Origin of the sequence: Streptomyces sp. NRRL S-87, assembly GCF_000719335.1 — a bacterium.
Taxonomy (GTDB): domain Bacteria; phylum Actinomycetota; class Actinomycetes; order Streptomycetales; family Streptomycetaceae; genus Streptomyces.
Map to the genome: position 1 here is coordinate 1 of NZ_JOGB01000004.1, position 14,375 is coordinate 14,375.

Below are 14,375 nucleotides of genomic sequence, written 5' to 3' on the forward strand. Positions count from 1 at the left end.
GGAGGTCGACCCCGCCCAGATCCACCTCTACGGCTGCGCGGCCGTGAAGCCCACCGAGGACGAGGACGTCGTCCGCATCACCGACCTGGTGGAGAAGCCGGGCCCCGGCGAGGCCCCCAGCAACTACGCGATCATCGGACGGTATGTCCTGAACCCCGCCGTGTTCGCCATACTGCGGGAGACCGAGCCGGGCCGCGGCGGCGAGATCCAGCTGACCGACGCCCTGCAGAAGCTGGCCGCCGACGAGACCGTCGGGGGACCGGTGCACGGGGTGGTCTTCAAGGGCCGCCGCTATGACACCGGGGACCGGGGAGACTATCTCCGGGCCATCGTCAGACTCGCGTGCGAACGTGAGGACCTGGGCCCCGAGTTCCGGACCTGGCTTCGCAGTTACGTCACCGAGGAGATGTAGCACCTTGAGCAGCACCGCACCGCAGGACACCGGCGCCGGCCCGCAGCGGCTCTGGTCGGTGGACGAGCACCTGGCGGACATCCTCGCGGCCGTCCGCCCCCTGGAACCGATCGAGCTCCAACTGCTCGACGCCCAGGGCTGCGTCCTCGTCGAGGACGTCACCGTGCCCGTCGCCCTGCCGCCCTTCGACAACAGCTCCATGGACGGGTACGCCGTCCGGGTGGCGGACGTCGCCGGGGCGAGCGAGGAGTTCCCCGCGGTGCTGACCGTCGTCGGCGACGTCGCGGCGGGCAGCGGCGAACTGCCCACCGTCCGCCCCGGCGAGGCCGCCCGGATCATGACCGGCGCGCCGCTGCCGCCCGGCGCCGAGGCGGTCGTCCCCGTCGAGTGGACCGACGGCGGCACCGGCGGCGGCGCCGCCACCGGCATGACGGCCGCCAGCCAGGCCCCCGAGGGCGCCGAGGGCGAGGTCCGCGTGCACCGCGCCGCCGAGGCGCGGGCGCACGTGCGCGCACGCGGCAGCGACGTGAAGGCCGGCGCCCTCGCCCTCGAGGCCGGCACCGTCCTCGGACCGCCGCAGATCGCCCTGCTCGCCGCCATCGGACGCGGCACGGTCCGGGTCCGGCCCCGCCCGCGCGTCGTCGTCCTGTCCACCGGCAGCGAGCTCGTCCAGCCCGGCGAACCGCTGACCGAGGGCCGGATCTACGACTCCAACAGCTTCGCCCTGGCGGCCGCCGCCCGGGACGCCGGCGCCATCGCCTACCGCGTCGGGGCCGTCGCCGACGACGCCGACGGCCTGCGCGCCACCATCGAGGACCAACTGGTCCGCGCCGACCTGCTCGTCACCACGGGCGGCGTCAGCGTCGGGGCGTACGACGTGGTCAAGGAGGCCCTGTCCGCCGTCGGCGACGAGGACGAGCCCGGCGGCGGCGTCGACTTCCGCAAGCTCGCCATGCAGCCCGGCAAGCCGCAGGGCTTCGGCTCCGTCGGCCCCGACCACACCCCGCTGATGGCCCTGCCCGGCAACCCCGTCTCCTCGTACGTCTCCTTCGAGCTGTTCGTCCGGCCGGCCATCCGCACCCTGATGGGCCTGCCCGACGTCAGCCGGCCCAGCGTCCGCGCCGTCCTGAAGGCCGACAAGGCGCTCACCTCGCCGGCCGCCCGCCGCCAGTTCCTGCGGGGGGCGTACGACCCGGTCGCGGGCACCGTCAGCCCCGTGGGCGGCTCCGGCTCGCACCTGATCGCCGCGCTGGCCCACGCCGACTGCCTCCTCGTCGTACCCGAGGACGCCACCTCCGTGGAGCCCGGGGCCGAGCTCGAGGTGGTCCTGCTCGGCTGAACCCCCTCCGGTGCGGGTACCGTGTCGCCCACACAGGCCCTTGCGGGGCCCGGACGGGAGCGGCACAGCACATGAGTACCGAGAGCAAGCTGACCCACATCGACGAGGCCGGTGCGGCCCGCATGGTCGACGTGTCCGAGAAGGCCGTCACCACCCGCACGGCACGCGCCAGCGGGCGCGTGCTCGTCTCGCCCCGGGTGATCGAGCTGCTGCGCGGCGAGGGCGTCCCCAAGGGCGACGCCCTCGCCACCGCGCGCATCGCCGGGATCATGGGGGCCAAGAGGACCCCCGACCTGATCCCGCTGTGCCACCCGCTCGCGGTCTCCGGCGTCAAGGTCGACCTCACGGTCGCCGACGACGCCGTGGAGATCCTGGCCACCGTCAAGACCTCCGACCGCACGGGCGTGGAGATGGAGGCCCTCACGGCCGTCGCGGTCGCCGGGCTCACCGTCGTCGACATGGTCAAGGCGGTCGACAAGGGCGCGGTCATCACCGACGTCCGGGTCGAGGAGAAGACCGGCGGCAAGTCCGGCGACTGGAGCCGGTCGTGACCCCCCGCGGCGCCGAGGTGCACAGCCACAGCCACGGCCCGGTCCCGGCGGTCGGGAGCGAACCCCCCGTGGCCGGCGAGGCCTGGGCCGAGCAGCCCCCCGCCGAGCCCGCCCGGGGCATGCGCGCCCTGGTCGTCACCGCCTCCAACCGCGCCGCGGCCGGCGTGTACGAGGACAAGGGCGGCCCGCTGCTCGCCGAGAGCCTCGCACGGCTCGGCTTCGAGGTCTCCGGCCCCCGCGTGGTGCCGGACGGCGACCCGGTCGAGCGGGCGCTGCGCGACGGCGTCGCGGCCGGTATGGACGTCATCCTCACCACCGGGGGCACCGGCATCTCGCCCACCGACCGCACCCCGGACGCCACCGCCCGCGTCCTGGACTACGAGGTGCCCGGCATCCCGCAGGCCATCCGCGCCGAGGGCCTGGCCAAGGTGCCCACCGCGGCCCTGTCCCGCGGCCTGGCCGGCGTCAGCGGCCACACCCTGATCGTCAACCTGCCCGGCTCGACCGGCGGCGTGCGCGACGGACTGGCCGTGCTGGAGCGGATCCTCCCGCACGCCGTCGACCAGATCCGCGGCGGCGACCACCCCAGACCGGGGAGCCCGAGCTGAACCGCCCCTCCTGGCCCGTGGTGCTGGCGGACGGCGACGTCGTCCTCCGGCCCATAAGGCTGCGCGACCAACGCGCCTGGCGCGAGGTCAACCGCCGCAACCGCGAGTGGCTGCGCCCGTGGGAGGCGACCATCCCGCCGCCCGCGCCCTGGGGGCCGGTCATCCAGCGGCCCACCTACCGGCAGATGGTCCGACACCTGCGGGCCGAGGCCAACGCGGGCCGCATGCTGCCCTTCGTCATCGAGTACGAGGGCCGGCTGGTCGGTCAGCTCACGGTCGCCGGGATCACCTGGGGCTCCATGTGCGCCGCCCACGTCGGCTACTGGGTCGACCAGGACGTGGCCGGCCGCGGTGTCATGCCCACGGCCGTGGCCCTGGCCGTCGACCACTGCTTCCGTACGGTCGGCCTGCACCGCATCGAGGTGTGCATCCGCCCCGAGAACGGCCCCAGCCGGCGGGTGGTGGAGAAGCTCGGATTCCGGGAGGAGGGGCTGCGGCCCCGGTACCTGCACATCGACGGGGCCTGGCGGGACCACCTCGTCTTCGCGCTCACCGCGGACGAGGTCCCCGAGGGGATGCTGCACCGGTGGCACGTGGCCCGTCCCGGCACCCCGCAGAAATAAAAAATCTGTTCGAATTATGGTCGGCCCGATTCCGAGTCACCCATAACCTGATCCGAAGAATCACAAAAAAAGTCGGTGATATCAGCCGGATCGTGCGACACACCGGCCCAATTGGCGGATGCGGTCGCCCGGACCCCTCTACCGTGTGGGGTGTGAGCAGCAGCGGCCTCATCTACGCAGTCATTGTCGGGGCCTGGGCCGCCTACTTGGTGCCGATGTGGCTCCGGAGGCAGGACGAGCTGAACGAGGCCCGTCCGACGGAACGCTTCTCCACCGCCATCCGGCTGTTGTCCGGCCGGGCGGGGATGGAGCGCCGTTACGCCAAGGGCCTGCGTGAGCGCGGCGAGGTGGCGGAGCCCCGCGTGGAGCCGGACGCCGTCACGGAAGCGATCAGTTCCGTGGACGTCGACGTCCGGGACTCCGTCGTGCCTCCGACCCGTCCCGAGCCGGCGGTCGTGACGGCCGAGCGGGCCCGCCGCATCCAGCGCACCAAGGTGCTGGCCCGGCGCCGCCGCACGACGGCGCTCCTCTTCCTCGGCTTCACCTTCGGCGCGGTCGTCGCCGCGGTGGGCGGACTGCGGTTCCTGTGGGCCCCGGCCGTCCCGGCCGTCATGCTGAGCTCGTACATCGTCTACCTGCGGGTGCAGGAGCGGCGGCGGTTCGCGTTCACGATGGACCGGCGCCGGGCGGAGGCGGCCGCGCAGCGGCTCCGCGAGAGCCGTCGGCACCCCGCCCCGGACGTCGAGCCGGGTGACGCGCCCGTGCGGCCCGCCGAGCCCGAGCCGGCGCCCGCCGTCTCGCCGCAGGAGGCCGGGCGGCGCGCGCTGGTCGAACAGACCGACCACGCCGAGTGGGTGGACCAGCAGCGCGAGCGCGGCCGGGGTCCGGCGCGCGGCGACAGCTGGGAGCCGGTGCCGGTTCCGCTGCCGACGTACGTGACGGCCCCGGTGGCCCCGCGCGCGACCGGCCCGTCCGTCGCGGACGGCTGGAGCCCGGCGCGCTCCTCGACGGCCGAGCCCACCGACCCGCGCCTGAAGGTGCGGCCGGGCAACCCGTCCGGCACCGCTCCCGCGAAGGGCGGCCCGCCGCCGACCGGTGCCGCGCAGCCCGGAGAGCCGGGGGCCGCGCCGGGCCAGCAGCGGCCCGCGCCCCCGCGCCGTCCGCGCGACCGCGGCCGCACCCCGCTCTTCGACCAGTTCGACCCCGACAACCGCCCCCGCGCCGCCAACGAGTGACACGGCGCCCCCGCTCCACCCGGCCCCCGCCGGCGGCTCCCCGCCGCCGCGGGGGCCCTTCGTCTCCTGCTCGATGACCTGCGGGGGAGCGGATTTTGGAGCCGCGCGGATCACCTGCTAATGTTTCACACGTCGCAAGGGCCTGTGGCGCAGTCTGGTAGCGCACCTCGTTCGCATCGAGGGGGTCTGGGGTTCAAATCCCCACAGGTCCACAAACGACAGTTCTCGGATAGCTACCGGGAAACGTCACGAGATCCCGCCGGTCGAAAGACCGAGCGGGATCTCGGCGTTTCAGGCGCCGGTGCCCGGCCCGTGACGCCCGGGGGCGCGGTCAGGAGCCGGGCTGCGCCAGGGGCTTCGCCATGCAGCGGCTGGAGTCGTAGAAGCGGTAGTAGCCGAACTTGTCGCAGAAGTCGTAGCCGCTGGAGCGGTAGAGGGCGATGGCCTCGGGCTGCTGGTCGCCGGTCTCCAGGACCATGCGGACGCGGCCGGCGGCGCGGGCGGAGTCCTCGAGTGCGGAGAGGATGCGGCGGGCCAGGCCGAGGCCGCGGGCGCCGGGCACGACGTACATGCGCTTCAGTTCGGCGTCGCCGTCGGAGTAGCCCTCCTCGTTGCGCTCCTGGGCGCGCCAGCCGCCGCTCGCGACGGGCTCGCCGTCCTCCTCGTCGTACGCCAGCAGGTACAGCCCGTTCGGCGCCGTGAACATCGCCGGGTCGAGCGGCGTCTCGTCGCCCTCGCCGTCGTAGCGCTCGGCGTACTCCAGCTGCACCTGGTCGTTGAGGCGCACTGCGTCGGGGTGGTCGTACGTGCTGGGGCGGATGGTGATGTTCCGGCGGCGGGTCTGCTGAGGCATTCGAACATCGTACTGAGGGGCGACCGGGTAGGCCCGAGGGCTGAGACGGACCCCCTTCCCCGGAGGCGCACGGGTAGGCTGCACCCGTTTTGTGCGATCTGGGGAGCTTGTGTTGCTGACTGTGACGACCGTCAACGTGAACGGCATCCGCGCGGCCGCCAAGAAGGGCCTGGTCCCGTGGCTGGCCGGGACGGACGCCGACGTGATCTGCCTGCAGGAGGTCCGGGCGGAGGCGGGCCAGATCCCCGACGAGGTGCGCGACCCCGAGGGCTGGCACACCGTGTTCGCCCCGGCCGCCGCCAAGGGCCGGGCCGGGGTCGCCCTCTACACCCGCCGGGCGCCCGAGCGCGTGCAGGTCGGTTTCGGCAGCGACGAGTTCGACGGCAGCGGCCGGTACGTGGAGTGCGACCTGCCGGGCGTCACGGTCGCGAGCCTCTACCTGCCCTCGGGCGAGGCGGGCACGGAGAAGCAGGACGAGAAGTACCGGTTCATGGGTGAGTTCCTGCCCTACCTGAAGGCCCTCAAGGAGCGCGCGGCCGCCGGCGGCCGCGAGGTCGTGGTCTGCGGCGACTGGAACATCTGCCACCAGGAGGCCGACCTCAAGAACTGGAAGACCAACCGCAAGAGCGCCGGCTTCCTGCCCGAGGAGCGGGAGTGGCTCGGCCGGGTGTACGAGGAGGCCGGGTACGTCGACGTGGTCCGGGCCCTGCACCCCGAGCAGGCGGGGCCGTACTCGTGGTGGTCCTACCGCGGCCGGGCGTTCGACAACGACGCCGGCTGGCGCATCGACCTCCAGGTCGCGACCCCCGGTCTGGCGGCCAGGGCGGTCAAGGGCTTCGTCGAGCGCGCCGAGACGCACCCCGAGCGGTGGTCCGACCACGCACCCGTGACGGTCGTCTACGAGCGGTAGGGAAGTCCTTCAGGAGCCGGCCGCGGGCGGCCTGAGGCGACGGTCCATCGCCATGGACAGCTCCGCCTCCACCACGCTCTTCGCCAGCGGCCGCAGCCGGTCCACCGCCTTCACCAGGGACTCCGGGTCCACCGCGTCGGCGGCCGCCGCGCCGGCGGGGGCGGCGTGGGTCGCGATCAGGTCCGTGAACAGGGCCGCCAGCGCTTCGGCGTGCTCGCGCACCCGGCGGCCGGTCTCCAGGACGACCGCGAGCGGGACCCCCTCGCGCACCAGCGCCGAGGACACGTCCAGCAGGCGGCGGCTGACGTGCACGATCTCGTCGCCGTCCACGGCCAGGTAGCCGAGGTCCAGCGAGGCGGCCAGGTTCTCCGGCGTGACCTCGCCCGCGAAGTAGTCCGCGAGCTCCTCGGGCGTCAGTCGCACCGGGGTCTCCTCGGACCAGCCGAGGCCGTCGCCGTCCAGACCGAGCAGTTCGCCGAGCTGGTTCACGTCCCGGCCGTTCTCGAAGGCCGCGGTCAGCTCCGCGATGCCGCCCAGGGTGTGGCCGCGGTCCAGGAGCGCGGCGATGGTGCGCAGCCGGGCCAGGTGGTGGTCGTCGTACCAGGCGATCCGGCCCTCGCGGCGGGGCGGCGGCAGCAGCTTGCGCTCCCGGTAGAAGCGCAGCGTGCGCACCGTGATCCCGGCCGCATCGGCCAGCTCCTCCGTCCGGTACTCGCGTACCGTGCCCCTGGGCTCCGCGCCGCCGGGTTCCGCCTCATGTTCCGACACACCCGCAGCCTAAGCGGTCGCAGGCCGGACCAGGGCAGTCCCGTACCGCCGGTAACTTTCCGGTGCGGACCCCCTACCCATGAGTACGGAGCTGCTCTACGCTCCATCGTGCCAGTGATTGCTGGCAGAGTCGCGGACTGCGGGAGGGCGGCGGCATGGCCGAGCGCGAGCACGTACGGGTGGCGGTGGTCGGATCCGGATTCGGAGGCCTCGGGGCCGCGGTGCGGCTGCGCCGCGAGGGCATCACCGACTTCGTCGTCCTGGAGCGGGCGGGCTCGGTCGGCGGCACCTGGCGCGACAACAGCTACCCGGGGTGCGCCTGCGACGTGCCCTCGCACCTCTACTCGTTCTCCTTCGCGCCGAACCCCGACTGGCCGCGCACCTTCTCCGGCCAGCCGCACATCCGCGCCTACCTGGAGCACGTCGCCGACACCTTCGGACTGCGCCCGCACATCCGGCTGAACCACGACGTGCGGATGATGCGCTGGGACGCCGCGGAGCTGCGGTGGGAGATCGAGACCGCCGGCGGGGACTTCACCGCCGACGTGGTCGTCTCGGCGACCGGCCCGCTGTCGGACCCCAAGACGCCCGACGTCCCGGGTCTGGACACCTTCCCCGGCAAGGTCTTCCACTCCGCCCGCTGGGACCACGACTACGACCTGCGCGGCAAGCGCGTGGCCGTGATCGGCACCGGTGCCTCCGCCATCCAAATCGTCCCGGCCATCGCCGGGGAGGTGGCCCGGCTGACGCTCTTCCAGCGGACCCCGCCGTGGGTGCTGCCGCGCACCGACCGGGCGATCAGCGGGCTGGAGCGCTGGCTGCACCGGCAGCTGCCGGTCACCCGGGCCGCCCGCCGCGGGCTGCTGTGGGGCATCCGGGAGCTCCAGGTCAGCGCCTTCACCAAGCGCCCCAACCAGCTCGGCTTCATCGAGGCCCTGGCGAAGAGGAACATGGCACGGGCGGTCAAGGACCCGCAGCTGCGGGCCAAGCTCACGCCCGACTACCGGATCGGCTGCAAGCGGATCCTCCTGTCGAGCGAGTACTACCCGGCGGTGGCCCGCCCCGACGTCGACCTGGTGGCCTCCGGGCTGAAGGAGGTCCGCGGCTCGGTGCTGGTGGCCGCCGACGGTACCGAGACCGAGGTCGACGCCGTCGTCTTCTCGACCGGCTTCCACGTGACCGACATGCCGATCGCCGACCGGGTCGTGGGCGCCGACGGCCACACCCTCGCGGAGGCCTGGAAGGACGGGATGCAGTCGCTGCGCGGCGCGACGGCCGCCGGCTTCCCGAACTGGATGACGATCATCGGCCCGAACACCGGTCTCGGCAACAGCTCGATGATCCTCATGATCGAGTCCCAGCTGAACTACATGGCCGACTACGTGCGCCAGCTGAACGTCCTCGGCGGTCGCGTGGCCCTGGCGGCCCGGCCCTCGGCCGTGCACACCTGGAACCGCAAGGTGCAGGCCCGGATGGAGCGCACCGTGTGGAACACGGGCGGCTGCACGAGCTGGTACCTCGACGCGAACGGCCGCAACACGACGGTGTGGCCCGGTACGACGGGCGAGTTCCGGCGCGAGACGCGGGCCGTGGACCTGGGCGAGTACGAGATCCAGCGCGTCGGGACGCGGGTCCCGGCCCAGGCCTCCGCGGCGAAGCCGGCAACCGCCGAGGGGAGCGCCGCGTGAGCCGCCGTCCCGCCCACGTCACCGAGGGCCCCTACGCCCCGCCCGCCCCGGTCCGCGAGCTGACCGCCGTCTCCGCCGACGGAGCCCGTCTGCACGTCGAGGTGCACGGCCCCGGGACGGCCCCGGCCGTCGTCCTCGCCCACGGCTGGACCTGCTCCACCGCGTTCTGGGCCGCCCAGATCCGCGCCCTGTCCGCCGCCCACCGCGTCATCGCGTACGACCAGCGCGGTCACGGCCGCAGCCCGGCCACCCCCGGCCGCTACAGCACCGACGCCCTCGCCGACGACCTGGTCGCCGTCCTCGGGACGGCCCTCGCGCCGGGCGAGCGCGCGGTGGTGGCCGGCCACTCCATGGGCGGAATGACGGTCATGGCCGCGGCCCGCCGGCCCGAGTTCGCCGAGCACGCCGCCGCCGTCCTGCTCTGCAGCACCGGCAGCGCCCGCCTCGTCGACGAGGCCCTGGTCGTACCGGGCCCGGCCGGCCGGGTGCGCTCCCGGCTGACCCGCGCCGTGCTCGGCTCGCGGGCCCCGCTCGGCCCGGTCACGCCGGTCGGGAAGAAGGTCCTGCGGTACGCCACCATGGGACCGGGCTCAGCACCCGGGCGGGTCGAGGCCTGCGCCCGGATCGTGCACGCCTGCCCGACCCCGGTCCGGCACGGCTGGTCCCAGGTGCTGGCCGAGCTCGACCTAAACGCCGGGGTCAAGGCCCTCGGCGTCCCCGCCGCCGTCCTGGTGGGCACCGCCGACCGGCTCACCCCGGTCGTGCACGCCCGCGGCCTGGCCGCCGCGCTGCCGCGCTGCGTGGGCCTGACCGAACTCGCGGGCATGGGCCACATGACGCCCGTGGAGGCCCCCGAGGCCGTCACCCGCACCCTCGCCGAACTCGCCGCCGAGTACGTACCCGCCAAGGAGGAGACGCCGTGAGCGCACGCAGGAGTCTGGAAGGCCAGGTCGCCGTCGTCACCGGCGCCGCGCGGGGCGTCGGCGAGCTGCTGGCCCGCAAGCTCTCCGCCCGCGGCGCCCGGATCGCGCTGGTCGGCCTGGAGCCGGAGGCCCTCAAGGAGGTCTCGGAGCGGCTGCACACCGACAGCGACCACTGGCACGCCGACGTCACCGACCACGCCGCCATGGCCCGGGTCGCGGAGGAGGTCAAGCAGCGTTTCGGCAAGGTGGACATCGTGGTCGCCAACGCCGGGGTCGCGGCGGGCGGCCCGTTCGTCGACTCCGACCCGGACGCCTGGCGCCGCGTCATCGAGGTCAACCTGATCGGCGGGGCGGTGACCGCCCGCGCCTTCCTGCCCGTCCTGATGGAGAGCCGGGGCTACTTCCTCCAGATCGCCTCGCTGGCCGCCATCACCCCGGCACCGATGATGACCGCGTACTGCGCCTCCAAGTCGGGGGTCGAGGCCTTCGCGCACAGCCTGCGCGCCGAAGTGGCCCACAAGGGCGTCCGCGTGGGCGTGGGCTACCTGTCGTGGACCGACACCGACATGGTGCGCGGGGCCGACCAGGACGACGTCATGCGCGAGCTGCGGCAGCGCCTGCCGTGGCCGGCGAACCGCACGTACCCGCTGGGCCCGGCCGTGGACCGCATCGTGGCCGGTGTCGAGCGGCGCTCGGCGCACGTGTACGCGCAGTGGTGGCTGCGCGGGATGCAGCCGGTGCGCGGCTACCTGCCGGGGCTCATCGGGACCGTGGGCCAGCGCGAGGTACGGCGCTTCGACGGGCGGATGGGCTCGGTGCGCACCGGGCTGGTCGGGGCCGGCGGGGCCGCGGACGAGCAGGAGCGGTCCCCCCGCCCCTGACGGGCGGCCCGGACGCGTGGAAGGGGCGCGCGGAAGGGGCGCGGTCGTTCGGGAACGGCCCGCCCTTCCGCGCGGGCGCGTGCGGGACCGGCGCCGGCAGCCCCCCGGCTCCGAGGGGCCGGGGGTGTGGGGTGTCCCTTCCTCACGACCGCGGCGGCAGCTTCGGACGCCGCCGGTCGGGTACGTCGTCGTAGCCCGGCGGCACCGAGGCGGGGTGCTGCTCGAGCAGCTCCAGCGCCAGGTGGACGGCGTCGTCGAGCTGCGCGTGCCGCCCCTCGGCCCAGTCGAGCGGGGTGCGCTCTATCTCCAGGTCCGGCTCGACGCCCCGGTTCTCCACGGACCAGCCGTACGCGTCGAACCAGGCCGCGTTCATCGGGACGGTGATCACGCTGCCGTCGCCGAGGGTGTGCCGCCCCGTCATGCCGACCACGCCGCCCCAGGTCCGCTGGCCCACCACGGGGCCCAGACCCAGCAGCCGGAAGGCCGCGGTGATCATGTCGCCGTCGGAGGAGGTGGCCTCGTCGGCCAGGGCCACCACCGGTCCCCGGGGGGAGTTGGAGGCGTACGACACCGCCTGCGCGTCGCGGGTCAGGTCCCAGCCCAGGATGCGCCGGGTGAGCTTCTCGACGACCAGCTCGCTGATGTGGCCGCCGGCGTTGCCCCGGACGTCCACGATCAGGGCCGGCCGGGAGACCTCCATGCGCAGGTCCCGGTTGAACTGGGCCCAGCCCGACCCGCCCATGTCCGGGATGTGCAGGTACCCGCACTTGCCGCCGCTCACCTCGCGGACCACGGCCCGCCGCTTGGCCACCCAGTCCTGGTAGCGCAGCGGCCGCTCGTCGACGAGCGGCACGATCGCCACCCGGCGGGATCGGCCCGTGCCCTCGGCCGGCTGGAAGGTGAGCTCGACGGTGGTCCCGCCGGCCGCCGCGAGCAGCGGGAACGGGCCGGCGACCGGGTCGACCGGGCGGCCGTCGACGTGGGTGAGGACCGCGCCCTCCCGGATGCCCATCCCGGCCAGCGGCGAACGGGCCTTGGAGTCGGAGGAGTCACCGGGCAGGATCCGGCGCACCACCCAGGTGCCGTCGTGCGGCACGAGGTTGGCGCCGAGCAGGCCCATGGCCCGCTGGTAGTGCGGCGGGCCCTCGTTGCGGCGGGCGGGGGAGACGTACGCGTGCGAGGTGCCGAGCTCGCCGAGCACCTCGCGCAGCAGGTCGGCGAACTCGTCGGGGGAGGCGACGCGTTCGACCAGGGGCCGGTACTGGGTCAGCACCCCGGCCCAGTCGATCCCGCACATGTCCGGCTCCCAGAAGTACGCCCGGATGAGCCGTCCGGCCTCCTCGTAGGCCTGCCGCCACTCGGCCGCCGGGTCCACCTCGTGCAGGATCCGCCGCAGGTCGAGGTAGACGGTGGAGTCGCCGTCGCCGGACTCGGTGGCGGGCACGGCCCTGAGGTCGCCGTCGTCGGCCACCACCAGCCGGGTGCCGTCGCCGCTGACCGAGAACCAGTCCAGGTCGCCGACCAGTTCGGTCTTGCGGGCCTTGGTGATGTCGAAGTGCTCCAGGCTCGGCTTGCCGGAGACGTCGGCGGGGTTGGCGAAGGTCTCGCCGAGCGCGCCCGAGATGGGCCAGCGCATCCACACCAGGCCGCCGCCGCTGACCGGGTGCAGCGCGGAGTACTTGGAGGCGGTCACGGGGAAGGGGAAGACCCGGTTCTCCAGGCCCTCGATCTCGACCGTCACCGCGCCGTCGCCCCCCTCGTTCTCGGTCGGGTCCAGGCCGCCGGCCGCCGGGCGGCCGTCGGGCAGCAGCGCGAAGGGCGAGGGCGTGGCGGAGGAGAGCGGGACGAGGTACGGGCGGCAGCCGAGCGGGAAGGACAGGTCGCCGGTGTGGACGTCGTACACCGGGTCGAAGCCGCGCCAGGAGAGGAAGGCGAGGTAGCGGCCGTCCCGGGTGAAGACCGGGTTCTCGTCCTCGAAGCGGCCGTTGGTGACGTCCACGATGACGCGCGCGCCGGGGCCGGCGATGCGGGCCATCTTGATCTGGCGCAGCGAGCGGCCGATGCCCGGGTGCGACCAGGTCAGCCAGCCGCCGTCGGGGGAGAACGACAGGTCGCGGGCCGGCCCGTTGGTGGACCGGATCAGTTCGCTGACCTCCCCGTTGGAGTCCTCGGTGGCGTCGAGGAGCAGCACCCGCCCGTCGTGCGAGGCGATCGCCAGGCGCTCCCCCTCCGGGTCGGAGACCAGCTCCAGTACGCGCCCCAGGTCGCCCGAGGCGAGCCGGCGCGGCTCGCGGTCGCCGCTGGCGCGGGGCAGGTAGGCGATCTCGATGGCGTCCTCGCCCTCGGCGTCGGTGACGTACGCGACCTGGCCCGCCGAGCCCAGCATCTCCGGGAGCCGGACCCGCACCCCGGGGGTGTCCGCGATGGTGCGGGCCGGGCCGTCGCGGTGGGTGAGCCAGTACAGCGAGCCGCGGACGACCACCGCGCTGGCCCGTCCGGTGGTGTCCACCGAGACGGAGTCCACGTGGCTGGCGGCCGGCACCGAGTAGGTGCGCCGGCCCGTGCGCGCCCCGCCGAGCCGGACCGCGAGCCGGCGCGGTCCGGCCCCGGGCGCGAGGGAGTCGACCAGCCACAGGTCTCCGGCGCACTGGTAGACCACGCGGCGGCCGTCGCTGGAGGCGTGCCGGGCGTAGAACTCGTCGTGGTCGGTGTGGCGGCGCAGGTCGGTGCCGTCGGGCAGGCAGGAGTAGAGGTTGCCGATCCCCTCGTGGTCGGAGAGGAAGGCGATCCGGCCGTCGACGAACATCGCGCAGTCGAGGTGCCCGCCGATGTCGGGCAGCAGCCGCTCGCCGTGCAGCCACAGCCGGCCCGTCGCGCCGCCGCGGTAGCGCTTCCACGCCGCGGGTTCGTGCGGCGGCTTCCCGGTCAGCAGCAGGGTCCTGCGCTCCCCGTCGAGCTCGCCGACGGCGATGTCGGAGACCGGGCCCCAGGGCAGGCGCTTGCCGGGGCTGCCGTCGGTGGCCTGGGTGTAGGCCCACGAGTAGTACGAGAAGGGCTGGCCGTGCGAGGAGACGGCCAGGATGTCGCTGCGGCCGCCCTCGTCGGGCGGGGTCCACCCGCACACCCGGGTGTCGGTGGAGCCCCAGTAGGACAGCCGCCGGGCCGTGCCGCCGGCCGTGGGGACCAGGTGGATCTCGGGGTCGAGGCTGCGCCAGGTGGTGAAGGCGATCCGGCTGCCGTCCGGCGAGAAGCGGGGGTGGCCGATGCGGGTCCGGTCGACGGTGAGCCGCCAGGCCCGGCCGGGTGGCTCCCCCTCGGGGACCAGCGGGGCGACCCACAGGTCGTCCTCGGCGGCGAAGCACAGGAGGTCGTCGTGCAGGTGCGGGAACCGGAGGTAGGCGAGGTCGTGGCTCACCCCTAAATGCTTTCCGCGCCCGGGGGGCGCGGCAACTCGTACAGGCGAACGCAAGGGGGCGCGGGCGGGGGCGCGCGGGGGCGCGGACGGGAGGCGGACGGGCGCCGGACGGCTGCAGGCCGGATGCTGACGCGCCGGAGACGTGACGGAGCCCACCTCGAGAACGAAA

General features: G+C 74.3%; 13 protein-coding genes and 1 tRNA gene. 11 read left to right on the top strand and 3 right to left on the bottom strand.

The features are described 5' to 3' along the window. The 7 genes from IF43_RS0103830 to IF43_RS0103860 all read left to right on the top strand — a co-directional run. Window positions 1-412, top strand: a 412-nt coding sequence (locus tag IF43_RS0103830; RefSeq protein ID WP_030193748.1) for a sugar phosphate nucleotidyltransferase, incomplete at its 5' end; no start/stop codon positions are given. A 4-nt stretch (window positions 413-416) separates the two neighbouring features. Further along, window positions 417-1,751, top strand: coding sequence for a gephyrin-like molybdotransferase Glp (gene glp / locus IF43_RS0103835; protein WP_051794643.1), 1,335 nt, complete (start codon window positions 417-419; stop codon window positions 1,749-1,751). A 71-nt stretch (window positions 1,752-1,822) separates the two neighbouring features. Then, window positions 1,823-2,302 carry a cyclic pyranopterin monophosphate synthase MoaC gene (gene moaC, locus IF43_RS0103840; protein ID WP_030193753.1) on the top strand — a complete coding sequence of 160 codons (480 nt, stop codon included), beginning with the start codon at window positions 1,823-1,825 and terminating at the stop codon, window positions 2,300-2,302. 119 nt (window positions 2,303-2,421) lie between these two features. After that, the gene (locus IF43_RS0103845; RefSeq protein ID WP_030193756.1) at window positions 2,422-2,910 is read left to right on the top strand and encodes a molybdenum cofactor biosynthesis protein B; all 489 of its coding nucleotides are present in this window, start codon (window positions 2,422-2,424) and stop codon (window positions 2,908-2,910) included. 17 nt (window positions 2,911-2,927) lie between these two features. Continuing rightward, a complete protein-coding gene (locus IF43_RS0103850; RefSeq protein WP_030193759.1) occupies window positions 2,928-3,533 on the top strand; it encodes a GNAT family N-acetyltransferase in 606 nt (201 codons plus the stop codon). 152 nt (window positions 3,534-3,685) lie between these two features. Continuing rightward, on the top strand, window positions 3,686-4,768 hold the full coding sequence (locus IF43_RS0103855; protein ID WP_030193762.1) for a membrane protein: 1,083 nt from the start codon (window positions 3,686-3,688) through the stop codon (window positions 4,766-4,768). A 138-nt stretch (window positions 4,769-4,906) separates the two neighbouring features. Continuing rightward, window positions 4,907-4,980, top strand: a tRNA-Ala gene (locus IF43_RS0103860). A gap of 119 nt (window positions 4,981-5,099) precedes the next feature. Here the strand turns inward: IF43_RS0103860 and IF43_RS0103865 are convergent. Continuing rightward, the gene (locus IF43_RS0103865; RefSeq protein WP_234331934.1) at window positions 5,100-5,621 is read right to left on the bottom strand and encodes a GNAT family N-acetyltransferase; all 522 of its coding nucleotides are present in this window, start codon (window positions 5,619-5,621) and stop codon (window positions 5,100-5,102) included. A 112-nt stretch (window positions 5,622-5,733) separates the two neighbouring features. Here IF43_RS0103865 and IF43_RS0103870 point away from each other — a divergent pair, with 112 nt between their 5' ends. Beyond that, window positions 5,734-6,531: an exodeoxyribonuclease III gene (locus IF43_RS0103870; protein ID WP_030193768.1), complete on the top strand. Its 798-nt coding sequence runs from the start codon at window positions 5,734-5,736 to the stop codon at window positions 6,529-6,531. A gap of 9 nt (window positions 6,532-6,540) precedes the next feature. On the opposite strand, the gene IF43_RS0103875 is transcribed toward IF43_RS0103870, so the two are convergent. Continuing rightward, window positions 6,541-7,299, bottom strand: coding sequence for a MerR family transcriptional regulator (locus IF43_RS0103875; protein WP_051794646.1), 759 nt, complete (start codon window positions 7,297-7,299; stop codon window positions 6,541-6,543). Between the two features lie 155 nt (window positions 7,300-7,454). Here IF43_RS0103875 and IF43_RS0103880 point away from each other — a divergent pair, with 155 nt between their 5' ends. Genes IF43_RS0103880 through IF43_RS0103890 form a run of 3 tightly spaced genes read left to right on the top strand, consistent with a single transcriptional unit; the run spans window position 7,455 to window position 10,791 of the window. After that, window positions 7,455-8,987: an NAD(P)/FAD-dependent oxidoreductase gene (locus tag IF43_RS0103880; protein WP_030193772.1), complete on the top strand. Its 1,533-nt coding sequence runs from the start codon at window positions 7,455-7,457 to the stop codon at window positions 8,985-8,987. Further along, window positions 8,984-9,910, top strand: a complete 927-nt coding sequence (locus IF43_RS0103885) for an alpha/beta fold hydrolase (protein WP_030193773.1) — start codon at window positions 8,984-8,986, stop codon at window positions 9,908-9,910. Before IF43_RS0103880 ends, IF43_RS0103885 begins: the two co-directional genes overlap by 4 nt. Next, window positions 9,907-10,791, top strand: a complete 885-nt coding sequence (locus IF43_RS0103890) for an SDR family oxidoreductase (RefSeq protein WP_030193776.1) — start codon at window positions 9,907-9,909, stop codon at window positions 10,789-10,791. Before IF43_RS0103885 ends, IF43_RS0103890 begins: the two co-directional genes overlap by 4 nt. Window positions 10,792-10,933: 142 nt before the next feature. On the opposite strand, the gene IF43_RS0103895 is transcribed toward IF43_RS0103890, so the two are convergent. Then, window positions 10,934-14,206 (bottom strand): S41 family peptidase, encoded by a 3,273-nt coding sequence (locus IF43_RS0103895; protein WP_030193778.1) that lies wholly within the window; start codon window positions 14,204-14,206, stop codon window positions 10,934-10,936. Between the last annotated feature and the right edge of the window lie 169 nt (window positions 14,207-14,375).